General features: G+C 68.0%; 19 protein-coding genes and 1 tRNA gene. 11 read left to right on the top strand and 9 right to left on the bottom strand.

The window, feature by feature from the left end; all coding sequences use genetic code 11:
* Nucleotides 1-166 precede the first annotated feature (166 nt).
* From tkt to pgl, 6 genes are read left to right on the top strand one after another with little or no spacing between them, the layout of a single operon-like run.
* The gene (gene tkt, locus FB560_RS07575; RefSeq protein WP_407662549.1) at nt 167-2,284 is read left to right on the top strand and encodes a transketolase; all 2,118 of its coding nucleotides are present in this window, start codon (nt 167-169) and stop codon (nt 2,282-2,284) included.
* Nucleotides 2,281-3,393: a transaldolase gene (gene tal / locus FB560_RS07570; protein ID WP_141871799.1), complete on the top strand. Its 1,113-nt coding sequence runs from the start codon at nt 2,281-2,283 to the stop codon at nt 3,391-3,393. Before tkt ends, tal begins: the two co-directional genes overlap by 4 nt.
* Nucleotides 3,390-4,997, top strand: a complete 1,608-nt coding sequence (locus FB560_RS07565; RefSeq protein ID WP_141871798.1) for a glucose-6-phosphate isomerase — start codon at nt 3,390-3,392, stop codon at nt 4,995-4,997. Before tal ends, FB560_RS07565 begins: the two co-directional genes overlap by 4 nt.
* Nucleotides 4,998-5,019: 22 nt before the next feature.
* Nucleotides 5,020-6,570, top strand: a complete 1,551-nt coding sequence (gene zwf, locus FB560_RS07560; RefSeq protein WP_141871797.1) for a glucose-6-phosphate dehydrogenase — start codon at nt 5,020-5,022, stop codon at nt 6,568-6,570.
* Nucleotides 6,567-7,502: a glucose-6-phosphate dehydrogenase assembly protein OpcA gene (locus tag FB560_RS07555; RefSeq protein WP_141871796.1), complete on the top strand. Its 936-nt coding sequence runs from the start codon at nt 6,567-6,569 to the stop codon at nt 7,500-7,502. Before zwf ends, FB560_RS07555 begins: the two co-directional genes overlap by 4 nt.
* Entirely contained in the window at nt 7,502-8,287 is a 786-nt protein-coding gene (gene pgl, locus FB560_RS07550; protein ID WP_188895192.1) for a 6-phosphogluconolactonase, read from the top strand. Before FB560_RS07555 ends, pgl begins: the two co-directional genes overlap by 1 nt.
* A 36-nt stretch (nt 8,288-8,323) precedes the next feature.
* Here pgl and FB560_RS07545 read toward each other — a convergent pair whose 3' ends face one another.
* Nucleotides 8,324-9,364 carry a DMT family transporter gene (locus tag FB560_RS07545; protein WP_229673237.1) on the bottom strand — a complete coding sequence of 347 codons (1,041 nt, stop codon included), beginning with the start codon at nt 9,362-9,364 and terminating at the stop codon, nt 8,324-8,326.
* A 61-nt stretch (nt 9,365-9,425) separates the two neighbouring features.
* Here FB560_RS07545 and def point away from each other — a divergent pair, with 61 nt between their 5' ends.
* Both def and FB560_RS07535 read left to right on the top strand, forming a co-directional pair.
* Nucleotides 9,426-9,992 (top strand): peptide deformylase, encoded by a 567-nt coding sequence (def, locus tag FB560_RS07540; protein WP_141871794.1) that lies wholly within the window; start codon nt 9,426-9,428, stop codon nt 9,990-9,992.
* Nucleotides 9,993-10,131: 139 nt separating this feature from the next.
* Nucleotides 10,132-10,647, top strand: a complete 516-nt coding sequence (locus tag FB560_RS07535) for a septum formation family protein (RefSeq protein WP_141871793.1) — start codon at nt 10,132-10,134, stop codon at nt 10,645-10,647.
* A 115-nt stretch (nt 10,648-10,762) separates the two neighbouring features.
* Here the strand turns inward: FB560_RS07535 and FB560_RS07530 are convergent.
* The 5 genes from FB560_RS07530 to dusB all read right to left on the bottom strand — a co-directional run bounded on the left by FB560_RS07530 (nt 10,763) and on the right by dusB (nt 16,155).
* Nucleotides 10,763-10,838: transfer RNA gene (locus tag FB560_RS07530), tRNA-Asn, on the bottom strand.
* A gap of 97 nt (nt 10,839-10,935) precedes the next feature.
* Complete coding sequence (locus FB560_RS07525) at nt 10,936-11,709, bottom strand: ATP-binding cassette domain-containing protein (RefSeq protein ID WP_141871792.1); 774 nt, start codon at nt 11,707-11,709, stop codon at nt 10,936-10,938.
* A 36-nt stretch (nt 11,710-11,745) separates the two neighbouring features.
* The gene (gene dnaG, locus FB560_RS07520) at nt 11,746-13,608 is read right to left on the bottom strand and encodes a DNA primase (protein ID WP_141871791.1); all 1,863 of its coding nucleotides are present in this window, start codon (nt 13,606-13,608) and stop codon (nt 11,746-11,748) included.
* Nucleotides 13,608-15,011, bottom strand: coding sequence for a deoxyguanosinetriphosphate triphosphohydrolase (locus FB560_RS07515; RefSeq protein WP_141871790.1), 1,404 nt, complete (start codon nt 15,009-15,011; stop codon nt 13,608-13,610). The genes dnaG and FB560_RS07515 overlap by 1 nt, the downstream gene beginning before the upstream one ends.
* Nucleotides 15,001-16,155 carry a tRNA dihydrouridine synthase DusB gene (gene dusB / locus FB560_RS07510; RefSeq protein WP_141871789.1) on the bottom strand — a complete coding sequence of 385 codons (1,155 nt, stop codon included), beginning with the start codon at nt 16,153-16,155 and terminating at the stop codon, nt 15,001-15,003. Before dusB ends, FB560_RS07515 begins: the two co-directional genes overlap by 11 nt.
* A 60-nt stretch (nt 16,156-16,215) precedes the next feature.
* Between dusB and FB560_RS07505 the strand changes: the two genes are divergently transcribed.
* Complete coding sequence (locus FB560_RS07505) at nt 16,216-16,710, top strand: glutathione peroxidase (RefSeq protein WP_141871788.1); 495 nt, start codon at nt 16,216-16,218, stop codon at nt 16,708-16,710.
* 71 nt (nt 16,711-16,781) lie between these two features.
* On the opposite strand, the gene FB560_RS07500 is transcribed toward FB560_RS07505, so the two are convergent.
* Nucleotides 16,782-17,468, bottom strand: a complete 687-nt coding sequence (locus FB560_RS07500; protein ID WP_141871787.1) for a DsbA family oxidoreductase — start codon at nt 17,466-17,468, stop codon at nt 16,782-16,784.
* A gap of 314 nt (nt 17,469-17,782) precedes the next feature.
* On the opposite strand from FB560_RS07500, the gene FB560_RS07495 reads away from it, so the two are divergent.
* Nucleotides 17,783-18,079: a GIY-YIG nuclease family protein gene (locus FB560_RS07495; RefSeq protein WP_141871786.1), complete on the top strand. Its 297-nt coding sequence runs from the start codon at nt 17,783-17,785 to the stop codon at nt 18,077-18,079.
* Nucleotides 18,080-18,205: 126 nt separating this feature from the next.
* Nucleotides 18,206-18,820 carry a P-loop NTPase family protein gene (locus FB560_RS07490; protein ID WP_141871785.1) on the top strand — a complete coding sequence of 205 codons (615 nt, stop codon included), beginning with the start codon at nt 18,206-18,208 and terminating at the stop codon, nt 18,818-18,820.
* Here the strand turns inward: FB560_RS07490 and FB560_RS07485 are convergent.
* Together FB560_RS07485 and recO are read right to left on the bottom strand one after the other, a co-directional pair.
* Nucleotides 18,760-19,563 (bottom strand): isoprenyl transferase, encoded by an 804-nt coding sequence (locus FB560_RS07485; RefSeq protein ID WP_141871784.1) that lies wholly within the window; start codon nt 19,561-19,563, stop codon nt 18,760-18,762. The two genes, FB560_RS07490 and FB560_RS07485, sit on opposite strands and share 61 nt — an antisense overlap.
* Nucleotides 19,560-20,303: a DNA repair protein RecO gene (recO, locus tag FB560_RS07480; protein WP_141871783.1), complete on the bottom strand. Its 744-nt coding sequence runs from the start codon at nt 20,301-20,303 to the stop codon at nt 19,560-19,562. Before recO ends, FB560_RS07485 begins: the two co-directional genes overlap by 4 nt.
* Nucleotides 20,304-20,322 lie beyond the last annotated feature (19 nt).

Genomic DNA, 20,322 nt, shown 5'->3' with positions numbered 1-20,322 from the left:
GGGCGCGGCGCTCGACGTAAGACAGCGTCAGACGGAATGGGCACACCGCTATGCTGAAAACACTCGCGCCTGGCGCTGTGATCCCCTTTTTCCTCGAGGCGGTCGCGCCTGGGCAGACGCGGATGCGCCAGGGAATAACGGCGCCCTTGAAACTGTCGGAAAGGGCATGGACGTGTCGGAATTGCAGTGGGAAGAAATCGATCGGCGTGCGGTGGACACCGCACGAATCCTGGCGGCGGACGCCGTCGAGAAGGTCGGGAACGGCCACCCCGGCACCGCCATGAGCCTCGCGCCGGCGGCATACCTGCTGTACCAGCGGGTGCTCCGTCACGACCCCACCGACACCGACTGGCTCGGCCGTGACCGCTTCATCCTCTCGGTCGGACACTCGTCCCTCACGCAGTACGTCGAGCTCTACCTCGGCGGTTTCGGTCTCGAGCTCGACGACCTGAAGGCGCTGCGTACCTGGGGCTCGCTCACCCCTGGACACCCGGAGTACGGCCACACCAAGGGCGTGGAGATCACGACCGGCCCGCTCGGCCAGGGGCTCGCCTCCGCCGTGGGCTTCGCGTACGCCGCCCGCTACGAGCGCGGCCTCTTCGACCCCGAGGCCGCCGCGGGCACCAGCCCGTTCGACCACTTCATCTACACGATCGCCGGCGACGGCGACCTGCAGGAGGGCGTCACCAGCGAGGCATCCTCGCTGGCGGGTCACCAGCAGCTCGGCAACCTGATCGCGATCTACGACTCCAACCAGATCTCGATCGAGGACGACACGAACGTCGCCTTCACCGAAGACGTGGCGAAGCGCTACGAGGCGTACGGCTGGCAGGTCCAGACCGTCGACTGGAAGAAGACCGGCGAGTACGTCGAAGACGTCGCCGAGCTCTACGCCGCGATCGAGGCTGCCAAGGGCGAGACCTCGAAGCCGTCGCTCATCATCCTCAAGACCATCATCGGCTGGCCTTCGCCCGGCAAGCAGAACTCCGGCAAGATCCACGGATCCGCACTCGGCGCCGATGAGCTCGCTGCGACGAAGAAGGTGCTCGGCTTCGACCCCGAGCAGCACTTCGCGGTCGCCGACGACGTGATCGCGCACACCCGCGGCCTCGCCGCTCGCGCCGCCGAGGCCCGCGCCGAGTGGCAGACGTCGTTCGACGCCTGGGCTGCCGCGAACCCCGAGCGCAAGCAGCTGCTCGACCGCCTCGAGTCCGGCGAGCTGCCCAGCGACATCTCCTCCGCGCTGCCGGTGTTCGAAGCCGGCAAGGACGTCTCGACCCGCGCCGCATCCGGTCAGGCCATCAACGCCCTCGCCGCCGAGCTCCCCGAGCTGTGGGGCGGATCGGCCGACCTCGCCGAGTCGAACCTCACCACGATCAAGGGCGCCCCGTCCTTCATCCCGTCGGAGTGGTCGACGCACGAGTGGTCGGGCACGCCGTACGGCCGCGTGCTGCACTTCGGCATCCGCGAGCACGCCATGGGCGCCATCGTCAACGGCATCGTGCTGCACGGCAAGACCCGCGCCTTCGGCGGCACCTTCCTCATCTTCAGCGACTACATGCGTCCGGCCGTCCGTCTCGCCGCCCTCATGAACGTGCCCAGCGTCTTCGTCTGGACCCACGACTCCGTCGCCCTCGGCGAGGACGGCCCCACGCACCAGCCGATCGAGCAGATCGCGACGCTGCGCGCCATCCCGAACCTCGCCGTCGTCCGTCCCGCGGATGCGAACGAGACCTCGGAGGCATGGCTCGAGATCCTGCGCCGCCAGGAGGGCCCGGCCGGTATCGCCTTGACGCGTCAGAACATCCCGGTGTTCGAGCGCGGAGACGGCGCAGCAGAGGGAGAGACCTTCGCAGCCGCATCGAACGTCGCCAAGGGCGCGTACGTGCTCGCCGAAGCTCCGAACGGCACGCCCGACGTGATCATCATCGCGACCGGCTCCGAAGTGCAGCTCGCCGTGGCCGCCCGCGCCGCACTGGGCGAAGAGGGCGTCGGCGTCCGCGTCGTCTCCGCTCCTTCGCTGGAATGGTTCGACGAGCAGGACGAGGCGTACCGCGAGAGCGTGCTTCCCGCCGCCGTCACCGCTCGCGTCTCGGTCGAGGCCGGTTCCGTGCTCTCGTGGCGCGGCATCGTCGGCGACCGCGGACGTTCCGTCGGCATCGACCACTTCGGCGCCTCCGCCGACTACAAGACCCTGTTCGAGAAGTTCGGCATCACCACCGAGGCCGTCATCGCGGCCGCTCGCGAGACCATCGCAGCCAACAGCACCAAGGAGAACGCATGAGCACCCCCACCGCACAGCTCGCCGCCGCCGGCGTCAGCATCTGGCTCGACGACCTCTCCCGCACGCGCATCTCGTCGGGCAACCTCGCCGACCTGATCGCCTCGCGCAACGTCGTGGGCGTCACCACGAACCCGACGATCTTCGCGAATGCGATCACCGACAAGAACGACACGTCGTACGACGCCCAGGTCACTGAGCTCGCCGCGACCGGCGCGACCGCGGAGGAGGCGGTCTTCGCCGCCACCACGCAGGATGTCGCCGCCGCACTCGACGTGTTCCGCCCTGTGTGGGAGGCATCGAACCACGTGGACGGCCGCGTCTCGATCGAGGTCTCCCCCGACCTCGCGCACGACACCGACGGCACGGTCGCCCAGGCCAAGCAGCTCTGGGCCAAGGTCGATCGCCCCAACCTGCTCGTGAAGATCCCCGCCACCAAGGCGGGCCTTCCGGCGATCACCGAGGCCATCGCCACCGGGATCAGCGTCAACGTCACCCTGATCTTCAGCCTGGAGCGCTACGCCGAGGTCATCGACGCGTACATCGCCGGTCTCGAGCGCGCGCACAGCGCCGACTTCGACCTGTCGAGCATCCACTCGGTCGCCTCGTTCTTCGTGTCGCGCGTCGACACCGAGACCGACAAGCGTCTCAGCGAGATCGGCACCGACGAAGCACTCGCTCTCAAGAGCAAGGCCGGACTCGCCAACGCGCGTCTCGCCTACGAGCTCTTCGAGCAGAAGTTCGCCGAGAAGCGGGCACAGGACCTCATCAAGCTGGGCGCGAACCTGCAGCGTCCGCTGTGGGCCTCGACCGGTGTCAAGGACCCGAACCTGCCCGACACGCTCTACGTCACCGAGCTCGTCGCCGAGGGCGTCGTCAACACGATGCCCGAGAAGACGCTCGAGGCCACGTTCGACCACGGTGTCGTCACCGGTGACACGATCACCGGCGGCTATGCAGAGGCGCACCAGGTCTTCGCCGATCTCGCTGCCGTCGGCGTCGACTTCGCCGATGTCACCCAGGTGCTCGAGGACGAGGGCGTCGCGAAGTTCATCGACTCCTGGCACGATCTGCTCGCGCAGGTCTCCGAGGGCCTGGAGGCCCAGCGATGACGTTCTCGATCCACGCGTCCGGCGCACCCCGCGTCGCGATCGACGAGACGGTCCCCGGACTCGTGCGCGACCTCGTGGCGTCGCGGATCACGGGCGGCGACAACACCCTCTGGGGTGCGGACGCCGAAGCCGAGGCAGCGGTCCGCCTGGGCTGGGTCGAGGCCGTGTCGGTCTCCCGTCCGCTGGTGGCGGAGATCACCGCTCTTCGCGACGGGCTGAACGCCAAGGGCGTCACTCGCGTCGTGCTGGCGGGCATGGGCGGCTCGTCGCTCGCGCCCGAGGTCATCGCGCAGACCGCGGGCGTGCCGCTCACGATCCTGGACTCGACCGCTCCCGGTCAGGTGCTCGCCGCACTCGACGAGGGGCTCGCGGACACCGTGCTCGTCGTCTCGTCGAAGTCCGGCTCCACGGTCGAGACCGACTCGCAGCGTCGCACGTTCGAGGCCGCGTTCCGTGACCTCGGCATCGACCCGGTGGAGCGCATCGTGGTCGTCACCGACCCCGGCTCCCCACTCGACTCCTCGGCCCGCGAGGCCGGCTACCGCGTCTTCAACGCGGACCCGAACGTGGGCGGACGCTACTCGGCGCTCACCGCGTTCGGCCTGGTCCCGTCCGGCCTCGCCGGCGTCGACATCGACGAACTGCTCAACGAGGCCGAGGCGTCGCTGCTCGAGGTCGCGGTGGACTCCGCCGAGAACCCCGCTCTGCGTCTGGCCGCCGCGATCGCCGCGACCACGCCGCGCCGCGACAAGCTCGGCCTGATCACGGACGGCACCCACATCAAGGGACTGCCCGACTGGATCGAGCAGCTGATCGCCGAGTCCACGGGCAAGGACGGCACCGGCATCCTGCCCGTCGTGCTGCTCCCCGTCTCTCCGGAGCTGGACACGCATCCTGCGGACCTGCAGATCGTGCGCCTGGTCGACGACGCGAACGAGTTCCACCTGCGCGAGCGCCACGAAGGCGAGATCCTCGTCAGCGGCACGCTCGGCGCACAGCTCGTCGTGTGGGAGTACGCCACCGCGATCGCCGGGCACCTGCTGGGCATCAACCCCTTCGACCAGCCCGACGTCGAGTCGGCGAAGATCGCCGCACGCGGTCTGCTGGATGCACGTCCAGAGCCGACGGCACCGGCGTTCACGCAGGACGGCGTCGAGGTCCGTGTCTCAGACGCGGCACTGGCCGTCTCCGGCACCGTCGAAAGCGTGCTGGACGCGCTGTGGGCTCAGCTCGCTGCCGACGGGTACGTCTCCATCCAGGCGTACGTGAACCGGATCGACGTGCCCCAGCTCCAGGGTCTCCGCGAGCTCGTCGCGGCCGACTCCGGACGACCGACCACGTTCGGGTGGGGACCGCGGTTCCTGCACTCGACGGGTCAGTACCACAAGGGCGGACCGGCCCAGGGCGTGTTCCTTCAGATCCTGGAACGCACCGACGTCGATCTCGAAATCCCCGAGCGCCCGTTCACCTTCGGGCAGCTCATCGAGGCACAGGCCGCCGGCGACGCCGCGGTTCTGGCCGAGCATGGCCGTCCGGTCGTGTCGCTGACGATCACCGATTCGTCCGCCGACGTGCTCACCCTCTTCGAAGCCGCTCAGAAGTAGACAGCAGGAGAATCCCCCACCGATGTCTGTTCCCATCTCGCGCGGGCAGAACCCGCTGCGCGACCCCGACGATCGCCGTCTCAACCGGATCGCGGGGCCCAGCGCCCTCGTGATCTTCGGCGTGACCGGGGACCTCTCGCGCAAGAAGCTCATGCCCGCGGTCTACGACCTCGCCAACCGCGGCCTGCTCCCCCCTGGATTCGCCCTCGTCGGGTTCGCCCGACGCGACTGGGAAGACCAGGACTTCGCGCAGGTCGTCTATGACGCGGTCAAGCAGCACGCGCGCACCCCGTTCCGCGAGGAGACGTGGGCGCAGCTGCTGCAGGGCATCCGCTTCGTCTCGGGCGAGTTCGACAACCCGGACTCGTTCCGAAAGCTGCGCGAGACGATCGATCAGCTCGATGTCGAGCGGGGAACCATGGGCAACCATGCGTTCTACCTCTCGATCCCGCCGAAGGACTTCCCCCTCGTCGCGAAGCAGTTGAAGGATTCGGGACTGGTCGGCGAGAACAGCGACGACGACGAGCGCTGGCGGCGTGTGGTCATCGAGAAGCCGTTCGGACACGACCTGGAGTCGGCGCGCGCACTGAACGCCGCCCTCGAGGTCGCGTTCCCGGCGGATTCGATCTTCCGCATCGACCACTACCTCGGCAAGGAGACGGTGCAGAACATCCTGGCGCTGCGCTTCGCCAACGAGCTGTACGAGCCGATCTGGAACCGCAACTACGTCGACCACGTGCAGATCACCATGGCCGAGGACATCGGCGTGGGCGGACGTGCCGGGTACTACGACGGCATCGGCGCAGCCCGCGACGTGATCCAGAACCACCTGCTGCAGCTGCTCGCACTCACCGCGATGGAGGAGCCGATCAGTCTCTCCGCCGAGCACCTGCGTGCCGAGAAGGAGAAGGTGCTCGCGGCCGTCCACGTTCCGGAGGACCTCTCCCTCGCGACCGCCCGCGGTCAGTACGACGGCGGATGGCAGGGCGGCGAGAAGGTGACGGGCTTCCTGGCCGAGGAGGGCATGAACCCCGAGTCGACCACCGAGACCTATGCGGCGATCAAGCTCGAGATCGATACGCGCCGCTGGGCCGATGTGCCGTTCTACCTGCGCACCGGCAAGCGCCTCGGGCGCCGCGTCACCGAGATCGCCGTGGTCTTCAAGCGCGCACCGCAGCACCTGTTCGGTCGCGGCAACGCGTCCGAGCTCGGCCAGAACGCGCTGGTGATCCGTGTGCAGCCCGATGAGGGTGTCACGATCCGCTTCGGCTCGAAGGTGCCCGGCAGCGGCTCGAACGTGCGCGACGTCACGATGGACTTCGGCTACGGCCACGCATTCACCGAGGCGAGCCCTGAGGCGTACGAGCGTCTCATCCTGGACGTCCTCCTGGGCGACCCGCCGCTGTTCCCGCGGCACGAAGAGGTCGAGCTCTCCTGGAAGATCCTCGACCCGGTGGAGGAGTACTGGGCGGCCGAGGGCGGCCCTGTGGAGCAGTATGCGCCCGGCTCGTGGGGACCGGCCTCGGCCGACGCCCTGTTGGCCCGCGACGGACGAGTCTGGAGACGACCGTGATCATCGACCTTCCCGACACGACAGTCAGTCAGGTCGCCAAGCAGCTGGTGAAGGTGCGCGAAGAGGGCGGCGCCGTCGCACTCGGGCGCGTGCTGACACTCGTGATCTCCGCGCGAAACGGTGTGGCTGAGGCGGCCATCGACGCCGCCAACGACGCTTCCCGCGAGCACCCGATGCGTGTGATCGTGATCACGACCGGAGACGGCGATTCCCGACTCGACGCGCAGATCCGCGTCGGCGGCGACGCCGGTGCCAGTGAAGTCGTGGTCCTCCGCGCCTTCGGCGATGCCGCCAGCAACGAGGAGAGCCTGATCACCGGTCTCCTCCTGCCCGACGCTCCCGTCGTCGCCTGGTGGCCGGAAGCGGCGCCGGTGGCGCCCGCCCAGTCTCCGCTCGGCAAGATCGCGCAGCGACGCATCACGGATGCCGCGACGGCGACCGACGTGCGCGACCGTCTCGCACTCCTCGGCGAGACCCATGCTCCCGGCGACACCGACCTGGCCTGGACGCGTCTGACGCACTGGCGGGAGCAGCTCGCCGCCGTCCTCGATCAGCCGCCCTACGAGGCGATCACCGGCGTGGAGGTCCGGGGTGCCGCCGCGTCGCCGTCCACGGCTCTGCTGGCAGCCTGGCTGCAGATGGCACTCGACGTTCCCGTGCGCTGGTCGTACGAGGACCCTGCGCACTGGGAAGAGGGCATCAAGTCGGTGCGTCTGACCCGAGCGTCCGGTGACATCCTGCTGGAGCGTCCGACGCCTGGCGTCGCCGTTCTCACGCAGCCGGGTCAGCCGAACCACGATCTGCACCTGCCGCGTCGCACCCTGCGGGAGTGCCTGGCGGAGGAGCTGCGCCGACTGGACCCCGACGTCCTGTACGGTCGAGTGATCACGGAGGGCTGGGAGAAGCTGGGTCCGCCCGAGACAGGAGAATGATGTCGTCGCAGACACCGTCCGCAGAGAAGCGGGTCGTGGTCGAACCCACGCCTGCTGCCCTCGCCGCGAGCGTGGCCGAACGATTCCTGACGCGAGTGCGTGCGCGCACCCGCAACGGTCGTATCGCCCACATCGCCCTGACCGGCGGCTCGATGGGCGGAGCGGTGTTGCGCGCGACGGCGGAGCACCCGCGGTCGGCGTCGATCGACTGGTCGCTCGTGCACTTCTGGTGGGGCGATGAGAGGTTCGTCCCGCGCGACGACCCTGACCGCAACTCGCTGCAGTCGCGCCAGGCGCTCCTCGACCACATCCCGGTGCCGCCGGAGAACGTGCATGAGGTCGCCGGGCCGGACACCGGGCTCACCCTCGACGAGTCGGCCGCGGCCTACGCCGCGGAGTTGGCCCGTTTCGGCACCGATGAGCATGCGTGGCCGTCCTTCGCGGTGTGCTTCCTCGGGGTCGGGCCGGATGGCCACATCGCCTCGCTCTTCCCGGATCGCGATGAGGTCACGGTCACGGATGCTGCCGCACTTCCGGTGCGCGACTCCCCCAAGCCGCCGCCCGAGCGGGTCACGCTCACGCGTCCCGTCCTCAACTCCTCGAAGCGCGTCTGGCTCGTGATGACGGGGGCGGACAAAGCCTCTGCTCTCGGTCTTGCTCTCGCCGGGGCGAGCTACACGAGTGTGCCTGCCGCCGGAGCCAAGGGGCGCAAGCGCACCGTGTTCTTCGTCGACGAAGCGGCCGCTGCCGAGGTCTCCCCCGACCTGATCGATCCGGCGTACTGAGAACCGATCACCGCGTTGCCGGGCGTTCGCGCCGGGCTATGGGGTGTTCGACGTGCCCGGGAGCGAGTCGCCGGGGTGAGCGGAATCGCTCGACGGCGTCGATTCGGACCCTGCGGAAGGGTCGCTCCCGCGTGTGATGCCCAGCTCTTGGCTGTCGCTGAGCACTTGCGGGTGGTACCGGGCGAGACCGATGACACCCCAGACGGCGATCGCTCCGGCGACCCCGAAGATCACCAGCACCCACGGCGGCGCGGCCGAGGCCTCGCCGAGGATCACCATGCCGATGAGCACGGCGATGAGGGGGTCGACCACGGTGAGTCCGGCGATCACGAGGTCCGGCGGCCCCGAGCTGTAGGCGGTCTGCACGAAGTACGCACCGACGGCCGATGCGGCGACCAGCGCCAGGACGCAGATCGCCGTGATCCACTCGAAGTTCCCCGCCTCGATGCGCTTGATGACGACCTTGGCGAGCGTCGCCACGAATCCGTAGAGGATGCCGGCGCCGATGACGTAGAAGAGGGCGCGCATGCGATGCCGGAGTATCAACCAGCATGCGCCGAGGATGATGATCACCACGAGCAGGATCGCCAGGATGACGAAGAGCTCGCGATCGGTGATGTCCTGCTCCGTGGCGAAGATCGCCGCGAAGAAGACGAAGAGGAAGATGCCTCCCACGCAGCACACGATCGCGGTGATCGACTGTCGGGTGGGCGAATGACCGGAGATCCGCGCGTTGAGCAGGGTCGTGATGACGAGCGCGATCGCTCCGAGCGGCTGCACGACGATCAGCGGGGCCTTCACCAGCGCGGCGAGCTGGCACACGATCGCCAGCCCGAGCATCAGCGTTCCGAGGATCCAGGACGGACGCGTGAGCAGCCCCTTGAGCTGCGCGACGCTGAGCCCCGAGGTACCCGTGGAGCCGCTGAGCCGCTCGACCTTCTCCACGCCGCGGTGCTGATACTGCGCACCCAAAGACATGAAGACGGCACCGGCCAATGCCAGCGGGATGCCGAGCAGCAGCCCAGGGTTCTGGAACGCGCCGACGAGCTGGTCGCCGACGTCTTCCACCGCGTTCATCCACACCCCTGCGCTCACACTAAGACCCTACCCGGCCCACCCCGCGCACTAGGGTTGTGACGTGGCTGTACTTCCGATTCGCATCATGGGCGACCCCGTTCTGCACTCCCCCGCCTCCCGTGTCGACGAGATCACGGACGAGGTCCGCACGCTCGTCGCCGACATGTTCGAGACCATGGACACCGCCCCTGGCGTCGGTCTCGCGGCCCCGCAGGTCGGCGTGGCACTGCGCATATACACGTACTCGTATGTGGATGACGACGATCAGCCCTGGCGCGGTGTCCTGATCAATCCCGAACTCTGGATGACGCCGCTCGAGCCCGGTGACCCTGATCCCGACCTGGAGTCCGAGGGCTGCCTGTCCTTCCCCGGCGAGAGATTCCCTTTGCGCCGGTCGGAGCGTGTGCGCGTCACCGCCACCGATCTCGATGGCAGCCCGGTCTCGATCGAGGTCGACGGATGGCGCGCGCGCATCATGCAGCACGAGTTCGACCACCTCGACGGCATCCTCTACGTCGACCGTCTTTCGGACGGCGATTGGAAGACTGTTCAGAAGATCGCTCGCAAGCGCGGATGGGGACGGCCGGGCTCCAGCTGGATGCCCGGAGTCGACGACCTCGAAGGCTGATCTCCCCGCTCCGCGGACCGGCACCGCTCCCAGCGGAACCACAGCGGTTTTCGAGTTGCATCACAGACTCTCCGACGGCTAGCGTTTTCGAGGCGGGTATCTGTCATGCCCGCACACGGGACTCTGGAGGGGAACAATCATGATGAAACTGCGCAAGCGACGCGCACTGGTGCTGGCCGGAACGGCTCTGGCACTCACGGTCGCCCTGAGCGGCTGTAGCGCCATCAACAGCATCCTCGGCGGCGGCACGGCCGACGCCGACCGCGACGACGAGACCGGTCAGGTCACGGAGAGCGCGAACATCGGCATCTTCGCCCTCAAGGTGGGCGACTGCAAGCTGGAGAGCCCGAGCGGCCTGCTCGAGGACGCCGACGTCGTGCCGTGCTCCGAGGAGCACGACGAAGAGGTCTACTACGAGATCACGATGCCGGACGGCGAGTTCTCGGAAGAGGATGTCGACGCGGCGGGCCAGGAGTGCGTCGGCGACGCGTTCACCACTTTCGTCGGCGTCACGTGGGACGAGTCGACGCTGGACGTCTACCCGATCAACCCGACCAAGGACACCTGGGAGCAGCTCAACGACCGTGTCGTGCAGTGCGTGATCTCGGACCCGGCCGGCCCGGTCACCGGATCGCTCAAGGGCGCTGCACGCTGACCTGAAGCTCGCCTCGGAAAAGGCCCCGCCGATCACTCGGCGGGGTCTTTTCGTTGCCTCGAGTTGCGCGACAAATGGGAAGGGTCCGGAACTCTGAGGAGTTCCGGACCCTTATTGGCTCCCCGGCTTGGACTCGAACCAAGAACCTGCCGGTTAACAGCCGGCTGCTCTGCCAATTGAGCTACCGAGGAATGTGCTCCGCTGCGCGGGCAACTCGACAAGCTTAGCAAACTCCGCGCGCTACTCGTGACACCGGGGACGCTTCTCCGTCCCTCGGGCGTGTCGCACTCAGTGCTGCGAATCCGCCTCGGCGTTCGGCACCCAGAGCAGGTCCTTGCCCACGCCGCGGGCGACGACATGCCCGCTGCGCAGCATGAGCGTCTCGGCGTTGAGTTCGCGGATGAAATCGGCATCGTTCGTGACGAGCAGGGCCGCCATACCCTGCTCCTTGCGTCTCCTCGTGATCGCGTCGAACACCACGGGACGCACCTCGAGATCGAGATTCGCGAGGGGTTCGTCAGCGATGAGCACCTGGGGCTCGAGGATGAAGGAGCGCGCGATCGCGACGCGCTGCCGCATGCCCGCGCTCAGCTCGTACGGGAACTTCGCCGCCGTGCCCAGCGGCAGGTGCAGTTCGTCGAGAAGTGTGGCCACGCGGATCGACAGCGCCTTGGAGTTCACACGCTTCTCACGCATGAGGATCGGCTCGGCGATCACCTCGTTCACGGTGAGCCTCGGTGGCAGATCACCCCCGGCGCCCTGCGGCACGAAACCCGTGCGATACGTGAGGATGCGGTGCTTGCGCCCGGGGCGACGCACGTCCACTCCGCAGACGTGCGCGCTGCCGCCGACGACTCGCACCGAAGGATCGGTGGACCCCGCGAGAGCGGCCACCAGCGTCGACTTCCCCGAGCCCGTGGGACCGGCGACGCAGATCAGGTTCCCCGGCGCGAGCGAGAACGTCACGCCGTCGACGGCGCGCGTCGGCAATCCGTGCCCGATACGGTCGATGACCAGATCGGAGCACTCGATCGCGTTCTGAGATTCCGGCCGTCGAGACATGACTCCATCCTGCCGTGCCTCGGGATGCGAGCCGCGTTACGACTCGGCGAACCTCTGACGCTCCGCGTCGATGTCCCGCAAGCGCATCCGCAGCGCTCGCCCGCCGTCGGAGTCGGCCGGTACGCGCTGCACGGCGCCGAGCATCTCCTGCTTCTCATGCTCGAGCTGGCGCAGGATGAGTCGGCGGGCGAGATCGGCGACGGTCGCTACCGCGCGCTCCTCATCCCGGGCAGGGAACGGGGTCATCAGCAACTCCCCACCGAGCGATCGGTAGGGCTCGCGGACGCTGTTGACGGCGTCGGTGACCCACCCCGCCCTGGTGCGATCCGGCGCAGCGGCCACGGCTTCACGCACCGCGTCGAGTCCCGCCGTGCGGAACGGTGTGCTGAGCGCCCGGTTGAGCAGCGCCTGGTCGACCTGATGGCCGTACTGCAGCGCGCCCATCAACGCATCCCGTTCCACGGCCACATCGGGCGACCGGGGAAGACTCGCCAGTGTCACCGGGGCGATACCGGGCGCGCCCGTCGCCGGATCGATCGGCGCCTGCTGCTCTCGGCGCGCAGGAGGCGCAGTCTGGCCACCGCGCGAAGAACGCTCGACCTCGGTGTGCACCTCTGTCGGGTCCATCCCGAGGCGCCGGGCGAGCACGCGCTCGTATCCCGGACGCAGCAGGCGGTCGCGGATCTCGGCGACGATCGGCGCGGCTCCGCGCAGCGCGCCCACGCGACCCTCGACGGTCGAGAGATCGAACCCGGCGAGCTTGCGGTCCATCGCGAACTCGAACATCGGCACCTTGGTGTCCATCAGACCGCGTACCGCGGCGTCGCCGCGCTGCAGGCGCAGGTCGCAGGGGTCGAGGCTGTCAGGAGCGACCGCGACGAAGGTCTGCGCGTTGAAGCGGTCATCCTCGGTGAACGCCCGCAGTGCCGCTTTCTGCCCGGCCTCGTCGCCGTCGAAGGTGAACACGACCTCGCCCGAAGCGTTGTCGTCGCCCATCACGCGCCGCAGCACCTTGATGTGCTCGGTGCCGAAGGCCGTGCCACAGGTCGCGACCGCGGTCGTGAGGCCGGCCAGGTGGCACGCCATCACGTCGGTGTATCCCTCGACGACCACGACCCGACGGGGGTCTCCGCGGGCGATGTCGCGCTTCGCGAGATCGAGCCCGTAGAGCACCTGGGCCTTCTTGTAGATCGGGGTCTCCGGGGTGTTCAGGTACTTCGGTCCCTGGTCGTCATCGAAGAGCTTGCGGGCACCGAAGCCGATCGTCTGGCCGGACACGTCGCGAATCGGCCACACGAGCCGGCCGCGGAAGCGGTCGTAGACGCCGCGCTGACCGGTCGAGACGAGCCCGGCGTTGCTGAGCTCCTCCCGCGTAAAGCCCTGCGCGGTGAGAGCCTTCAGCATCCCGTCCCACCCACGCGGCGCGAAGCCGACACCGAAGTGGGCCGCCGCACCGGCGTCGAAGCCGCGCTCGCCCAGGAAACGTCGTCCTGCCTCGGCATCCGGAGAGAGCAGCTGCGCACGGAAGAACTCCGCAGCCGCCGTGTTCGCGGCGTACAGCCGGCTGCGTCCGCTCGTCTCGGGGGCGGCGCCCCCGTCCTCGTAGTGCAGCGTGTAGCCGATGCGTCCGGCCAGCCGCTCGACCGCCTCGGTGAAGCTGACGTGGTCCATCTCCCGCAGGAAAGAGTAGACGTCGCCCGATTCACCGCAGCCGAAGCAGTGGTAGTAGCCCACCTGCTGGCGCACGTGGAAGCTCGGGCTCTTCTCGTCGTGGAACGGGCACAGGCCCTTGAGCGATCCGACGCCGGCGGACTTCAGTGCGACGCGCTCGCCCACGATGTCGGCGATGTTCGTGCGCGCCTTGACCTCATCGACGTCCGCCTGCCGGATACGGGGCATCAGCCGACCCCTTCGACGACGGCCTGCCTTTCGGCGCTCCCGTGTGCACCGGGACGCGGATGCCTGGCATGCCGCGGCGTCCAGATGCCGACCTCGGCCGGATCGATCTCGCCGACGAGGCGGTTGTGCCAGTCGATCGCGCTCTGATCCGTCAGGCTGGCGATCTGATCGACGATGACACGGGCACGCTCGGCGTCGCTGGTCGCGTCGACGAAGTCGGCGGCGAAGGCCGGCTCGAGCACGTCGGCGCCCGCCGACCACAGCGCGTCGGTCGACCACAGCACATCCGCGAGCCGCTTGAGCACGCGGCGCTGCTCCTTGTACACGCCCTTGCGAGCCTCGATCGTCACGATCGCCTGCCCCATGATGCCCTTGAGCACCGCGATCTCGACCTCGATCACGCGAGGCACGACCACGTGCGCGTTGTAGCGGACGAGCGCGGGACCGGCATAAGCCTCGCGCGTCGCCGAGACCGACGCACGAGCGAAGCGCCCGATCAGGTCGCTGGTGAGGTTCTTCAGGCGCGCGAGGTCGCGGCGCGAGCGGTCGAAGGATTCCAACCACATCGACTGCGAGGCGAGGCGGTAGAGCGCATCGGCCAATTCGTCGCGGGTGAAGTCGTAGCCGACCCACTGCTGGATGCGGCCGAGAAGCGCATCGTGCTCCCGAGGGTCCGACAGCTGGGAGACATCGACGTAGCCGTTCACGATCGCGTCTTCGAAGTCATGGACCGAGTAGCCGATGTCGTCCGAGAGATCCATGATCTCGGCTTCGATGCAGCGCAAACGCCCCGGCGCTCCCTGGCGCATCCACCGGAAGACGGCCTCGTCCTCGGGGTAGACGCCGAACTTCAGGCGCCCACCGGGGTCGGGCACGGGACTGTCGACGGTCCACGGGTACTTGCACGTGGCATCGAGGCTGGCGCGTGTGAGGTTCAGTCCGACGGAACGGTCATCCGCGTCGAGGACCTTCGCCTCCAGTCGGGTGAGGATGCGCAGCGACTGCGCGTTGCCCTCGAACCCGCCGATGTGCTCGGCCCATTCGTTCAATGCCCGCTCGCCGTTGTGACCGAACGGCGGATGCCCGAGATCGTGGCTCAGGCAGGCGGTGTCGACGACGTCTTCCGAGACGCCCAGCGCCGTGGCGAGCTCTCGGCCGACCTGGGCGACTTCGAGCGAGTGGGTGAGCCGGTTGCGCGCGAAATCGGCCGTGCTGGCAGGGCTGAGCACCTGCGTCTTGGCCGCGAGTCGGCGCAGTGCGGCCGAATGGAGCACGCGGGCTCGATCACGCGCGAAATCGTTGCGCTCCGAGCGGTGGGTCTCCGCGACGAAACGCTCGGCGTCGCGCGGGTCGTAGCCGTCAGCACGCGCAGCGCCCCGACCGGTCGAAGCATCAACCACCACTGTTCTCGATCTCCGCTCCTCGCATCATCTCCGAGGTCGAGGCCGCGATCTCGCGCGACTCCAGCCACTTGTCCGGCAGTGCCGTGCGCTTGGCATGCCCCGCGCGGCCGCGCTGTCCCTCGGCGTCAGCGCCGGGATAGGGAGCGGAGTGGTCGAGACGGGCGAGCAGCTCGTCGATCTCGGCGAGGCTGGATGACGTGGCGAGGCCGGTGCGGATGTCGCCACCGACCGGATAGCCCTTGAAGTACCAGGACACGTGCTTGCGGATGTCGCGGCAGCCGCGATCCTCGTCCTCGAAGAACTCGACGAGCAGTTCCGCGTGCCGCTTGAAGGCGTCGGCCACGAAACCGAGTGTCGCATCGACCGTCTTGCCCTCGCCGCCGAACGCCGTGGCCAGCTCGCCGAAGAGCCAGGGGCGACCGAGGCATCCTCGGCCGACGACGACGCCGTCGCAGTCGGTCTGCTCCATCATGCGCACGGCGTCGTCCGCCGACCAGATGTCTCCATTGCCGAGCACCGGGATGCTCGTGACAGCCTGCTTGAGTTCACCGATCGCGTTCCAGTCGGCGTGCCCGGAGTAGTACTCACCTGCCGTGCGCGCATGCAGCGCGATGGCGGCCACTCCCGCGTCCTCGGCAGCGCGCCCTGCGTCGAGGAAGGTGAGGTGGTCACGATCGATGCCCTTGCGCATCTTGACCGTGAGAGGGATGTCGCCGGCGGCCTTCACGGCCTGCGTGACGATGTCGGAGAACAGCGAGCTCTTCCAGGGAAGTGCTGCTCCCCCGCCCTTGCGCGTGACCTTGGGCACCGGGCATCCGAAGTTCAGATCGATGTGATCGGCATGGTCCTCTGCGACGATGATGCGCACCGCGTCGGCGATCGTCTTCGGGTCGACGCCGTAGAGCTGGATCGAACGCGGCGTCTCGGACTCGTGGTGGCGGATCAGTCGCATGGTCGTCTCGTTGCGCTCGACGAGAGCACGCGAGGTGATCATCTCGCTGACGTAGAGTCCTGCGCCGTACTCACGGCAGAGACGGCGGAAAGCGGTGTTCGTGATCCCCGCCATGGGCGCGAGGACGACCGGCACGTCGAGGTCGATGGGACCGATGCGAAGTGTGCGTGCGGAGGCGGTGGCGAGAGTCATGTCCCCTCTATTCTCCCAGACGCGGAGCCCCTGGTGCCCCATCGACCTAAGCTGTGAAGTATGACCGATTCTGCGCTCCGTTCGATCCCGTTCACCGACGCCCAGGGCAACGAGAAGACCCTCGACGATCTCGGTGCCGATGTGGTTCTGGTGGTGAACGTCGCCTCGAAGTGCGGCCTCACCCCGCAGTACGAGCAGCTCGAGGAGCTGCAGCGGTTGTACAGCGACAGGGGCTTCTCCGTCGTGGGCTTCCCCTGCAATCAGTTCTTCGGCCAGGAGCCGGGCTCCGTGGACGAGATCCTGGAGTTCTGCTCCACCACCTACGGCGTGAGCTTCCCCGTCAACGACAAGGTCAAGGTCAACGGCCGGAACGCCTCCGACCTCTACAAAGCGCTGAAGGAGGCCCCGGACGCCGGTGGCAAGGCCGGCCGCGTGGAGTGGAACTTCGAGAAGTTCCTGGTGCTCCCCGACGGCGATGTGCTCCGCTTCCGTCCGAAGCAGAAGCCCAACGATCCCGAGATCGTCAGCGCGATCGAGGCCGCGCTCACCCGCTAGACGGCTGCGGACAGACGAAGCCCCTCCTGACTGTTCGAGAGTCAGGAGGGGCTTCGTGTATGCGGATGCGCTCAGACGGCGGCGGATTCCTCGGCGGCCTCGTCGCGCTTGGCCCACAGGTCTCGCAGCACGTTCTCGAAGGCGGCGGGCGGCTGAGCGCCGCTGATGCCGTACTGGCCGTCGATCACGAAGAACGGCACGCCCTGGATGCCGTAGGCGCGTGCCTGGTCCTGATCCTGGCGCACGTCCGGGAGGTGACGAGCTGACTCGAGCGCTTCGCGTGCCGCGTCGGCGTCGAGGCCCACTTCGGCAGCGAGCTCGACGAGGTCGTCGATGCGCCCGACGTGCTTGCCCTCGGTGAAGTAGGCGGACATCAGCCGCTCCTCCATTTCGTGCTGCACGCCCTCCGCCTTTGCGAAGTGCAGGAGCTCGTGCGCCTTGACCGTGTTCGTGTGCTGCAGCAGGTCGAAGCGGTACTCGAGACCGGCGTTCTTGGCCACGCCGGTGACGTTGGAGAGCATCTGCTCGACCTGGTCACGCGGCATGCCCTTGTGGCCTGCCAGGAAGTCGATCTCGTCGCCGTCGAAGTCGACGGGAGTGTCGGGGGAAAGCTCGAAGGAGTGGAACGTCACCCTCACTTCTGGGGCATCGTCATCGCCGGCGACGGCTTCGAGGCCCTTCTCGAGGTTGCGCTTGCCGATGTAGCACCACGGGCACGCGATGTCGGACCAGATGTCGATAGAGATAGGTTCGCTCACATCTTCATCCAACCCCATGCGCCTATGAGTTATTCCGTCCTTCCCCGCCATGGCCCGAGATGTAGCACACTGAGCGCCCTTCGTCTCGTCGCTGCGCTCCTCGCTCAGGAGCCGCTCCCTGAGCGAGCGAAGCGAGACGAAGGGCGCACCGCCGCACCTGCGCACCCGCCGCTCCCTGAGCGAGCGCCGCGAGACGAAGGGCGCACCGCCGCACCTGCGCACCCGCCGCTCCCTGAGCGAGCGCAGCGAGACGAAGGGCGCACCTCCTGTGGACAGCGCGTTCCTTGCTCCCGGAAAGCCGATAGCGTCCTCGGATGCCGTTCGTCTACATCCTCCAGTGCCGCGATGGAAGCTTCTACACCGGAAGCACGCTCGACCTCGAACGGCGTCTCGCGCAGCACCAGTTCGGTGAAGGATGCGACTACACGCGACGACGTCGTCCCGTCGAGCTCGTGTGGAGCTCAGAATTCTCACGCATCGAGGAGGCGTATGGATGGGAGCGCCGCATCCATGGATGGACTCGAGCCAAGAAGCTCCTCCTCATCGAGGGACGCTATGACGAGCTGCCGGGCTGGAGCAAACGCCAACGCGACGCGACCGGCACCGACTGACGCCCTTCGTCTCGTCGCTGCGCTCCTCGCTCAGGAGACATACTGCCCGCACCCTGAGCGAGCGAAGCGAGACGAAGGGCTCCACACTTCTCGCTCAGAGACACAGTCCATGGGTAGGATTCTCGGATGCTCTCCGCCTCCGATCCCCTGCCCCTGAGGCCGGAACGGATACTCGTCGCGGGGATCACCGGTTCGGGCAAGACCACGCTCGCAGGCCGCATCGGTGAGATGTGGGGGCTCCGCCACGTCGAGATCGACGCCCTGTTCCACGGCCCGAACTGGACGCCGCGTCCGGAGTTCCTCGATGACGTACGGGCGTTCGCCGCCGAGGACCGCTGGATCACCGAGTGGCAGTACACCAGCAAAGGCACGGACGAGATCATGACTCCGCGCGCCCAGCTCGCGATCTGGCTCGACTACCCCTGGCCTGTGGTGCGCGGTCGACTGCTCCGCCGCACGCTGAGTCGCAGCATCCGTCGCACCGAGATGTACAACGGGAACGTGGAGAAGCCGCTCCGTCAGCTCCTGAAGACGCGGGACCCCTCCGGCAACATCCTGGCGTGGCAGACCAAGACGCGTTTCTTCTGGGGGCAGCAGATGCCGGTGAAGCGCGAGCGCTTCCCGCATCTCACGATCGTGCGCCTGCGCCATCCGCGTGAGACGGAGCGGTGGCTGCGCGCTCAGGCCGAAGCGTCGGGAGCGTCGGTCGCCCCGCCGAAGCGGCGGTCGCGCGACAGGTAGACGCCGATCGCGCGCCACAGCTCCTCGCGCGAGAAGTCCGGCCAGAGCGTGTCGAGGAAAACCATCTCGGCATAGGCGGACTCCCAGAGCAGGAAGTTGGAGGTGCGCTGCTCCCCCGAGCTGCGCAGGAACAGGTCGACATCCGGCATGTCCGGCACGTACAGGTGCCGGCGGATCATCTTCTCGCTGATCGCGTTCGGCTTCACGCGTCCGGCAGCGACATCGGCGGCGATGGACCGCATCGCATCGACGATCTCGATGCGACCGCCGTAGTTCACGCACATCGTGAGCGTCAGGGTGTCGTTGCCGCGGGTGAGCTGCTCCGCGTACTGCAGTTCCTTGATGACGCTGCCCCAGAGACGAGGCTTGCGCCCCGCCCAGCGCACACGCACGCCCCATTCGTTGAGCTGATCGCGTCGACGGTGCAGCACGTCACGGTTGTACCCCATGAGGAAGCGCACCTCCTCGGGAGAGCGTGCCCAGTTCTCGGTCGAGAAGGCGTACACCGAGAGGTGCTTGACTCCGGCCTGGATCGCGCCGGCGACCACGTCGAGCAGCACTTCCTCGCCGGCCTTGTGGCCTTCGATGCGGTTGAGGCCGCGCCGGTTCGCCCATCGTCCGTTGCCGTCCATCACGATCGCCACGTGCTCGGGGACGGCAGGGAACGTGGGCGGATACACACCCGTCCAGTCGAGGGGGCGGTACGCCACGGCGTCTTTGTGCGTGAACGGCTGGGGACTCACCGTGCTCCTTCTCGAGGGATGTCGGACACATGGGCGAGCGAACGGATGCCGCGCTCCAAGTGCCATTGAGCGTACGCGGCGACCAGGCCCGATGCGGCGGCGGTATCGGCGTGCGGCGCCGCATCGATGGCATCCCACTCTCCCCGCATCAGCGAGCGCAGCAGCGCGAGGGTCTTCTCGGCGACACGCGGGCTGCCGGCCGGTGCGCAGTCGCTGCAGATGAGACCACCCAGCTGTGCGACGAACGTCGTGTGCGGACCGGGAGCGGCACACCGGGCACAGTCCTCCAGCGACGGCGCCCAGCCCGACAGCGCCATGACCCGGAGCAGATAGGAGTCGAGGATGCTGCGCGGGACATGCTCGCCCCGCGAGAGGGCACGCAGGCCGCCGACGAGCAGCAGATACTGGTCGGAGGTGGCCTCGGAATCGCTGAGCCGGTCCGCGGTCTCGACCATCGCGTTCGCCGCGGTGTAGCGGTCGTAATGCGCCGCGATCTCGGAGCCGTAGGAGCCGAGGGACTCCGCCTGCTGCACGATGTCGAGCGATCGCCCCTGGTACAGCTGCACATCGGCGACCATGAACGGCTCCAGCCGGGAGCCGAACTTCGACGAGGTGCGGCGCACGCCCTTCGCGACGGCGCGGAGCTTGCCGTGACGTCGGGAGAGCATGATGACGATGCGATCCGCCTCACCGAGCTTGTGAGTGCGCAGGATCACCGCTTCGTCTCGGTAGGTGGGCACTGTTCGATTATCCTCCGTG

Origin of the sequence: Microbacterium saperdae, assembly GCF_006716345.1 — a bacterium.
GTDB classification, from domain to species: domain Bacteria; phylum Actinomycetota; class Actinomycetes; order Actinomycetales; family Microbacteriaceae; genus Microbacterium; species Microbacterium saperdae.
Note: the sequence above shows the minus strand (reverse complement) of the source record. Positions and strands in the feature narration are given on the sequence as shown.

Bases quoted from the DNA above. Each gene is read 5' to 3' on its own strand.
- tkt (WP_407662549.1), top strand. From the start codon at position 167: ATGGACGTGTCGGAATTGCAGTGGGAAGAAATCGATCGGCGTGCGGTG.
- tal (WP_141871799.1), top strand. From the start codon at position 2,281: ATGAGCACCCCCACCGCACAGCTCGCCGCCGCCGGCGTCAGCATCTGG.
- FB560_RS07565 (WP_141871798.1), top strand. From the start codon at position 3,390: ATGACGTTCTCGATCCACGCGTCCGGCGCACCCCGCGTCGCGATCGAC.
- zwf (WP_141871797.1), top strand. From the start codon at position 5,020: ATGTCTGTTCCCATCTCGCGCGGGCAGAACCCGCTGCGCGACCCCGAC.
- pgl (WP_188895192.1), top strand. From the start codon at position 7,502: ATGTCGTCGCAGACACCGTCCGCAGAGAAGCGGGTCGTGGTCGAACCC.
- FB560_RS07545 (WP_229673237.1), bottom strand. From the start codon at position 9,364: ATGAACGCGGTGGAAGACGTCGGCGACCAGCTCGTCGGCGCGTTCCAG.
- FB560_RS07535 (WP_141871793.1), top strand. From the start codon at position 10,132: ATGATGAAACTGCGCAAGCGACGCGCACTGGTGCTGGCCGGAACGGCT.
- FB560_RS07525 (WP_141871792.1), bottom strand. From the start codon at position 11,709: ATGTCTCGACGGCCGGAATCTCAGAACGCGATCGAGTGCTCCGATCTG.
- dnaG (WP_141871791.1), bottom strand. From the start codon at position 13,608: ATGCCCCGTATCCGGCAGGCGGACGTCGATGAGGTCAAGGCGCGCACG.
- dusB (WP_141871789.1), bottom strand. From the start codon at position 16,155: ATGACTCTCGCCACCGCCTCCGCACGCACACTTCGCATCGGTCCCATC.
- FB560_RS07505 (WP_141871788.1), top strand. From the start codon at position 16,216: ATGACCGATTCTGCGCTCCGTTCGATCCCGTTCACCGACGCCCAGGGC.
- FB560_RS07495 (WP_141871786.1), top strand. From the start codon at position 17,783: ATGCCGTTCGTCTACATCCTCCAGTGCCGCGATGGAAGCTTCTACACC.
- FB560_RS07490 (WP_141871785.1), top strand. From the start codon at position 18,206: ATGCTCTCCGCCTCCGATCCCCTGCCCCTGAGGCCGGAACGGATACTC.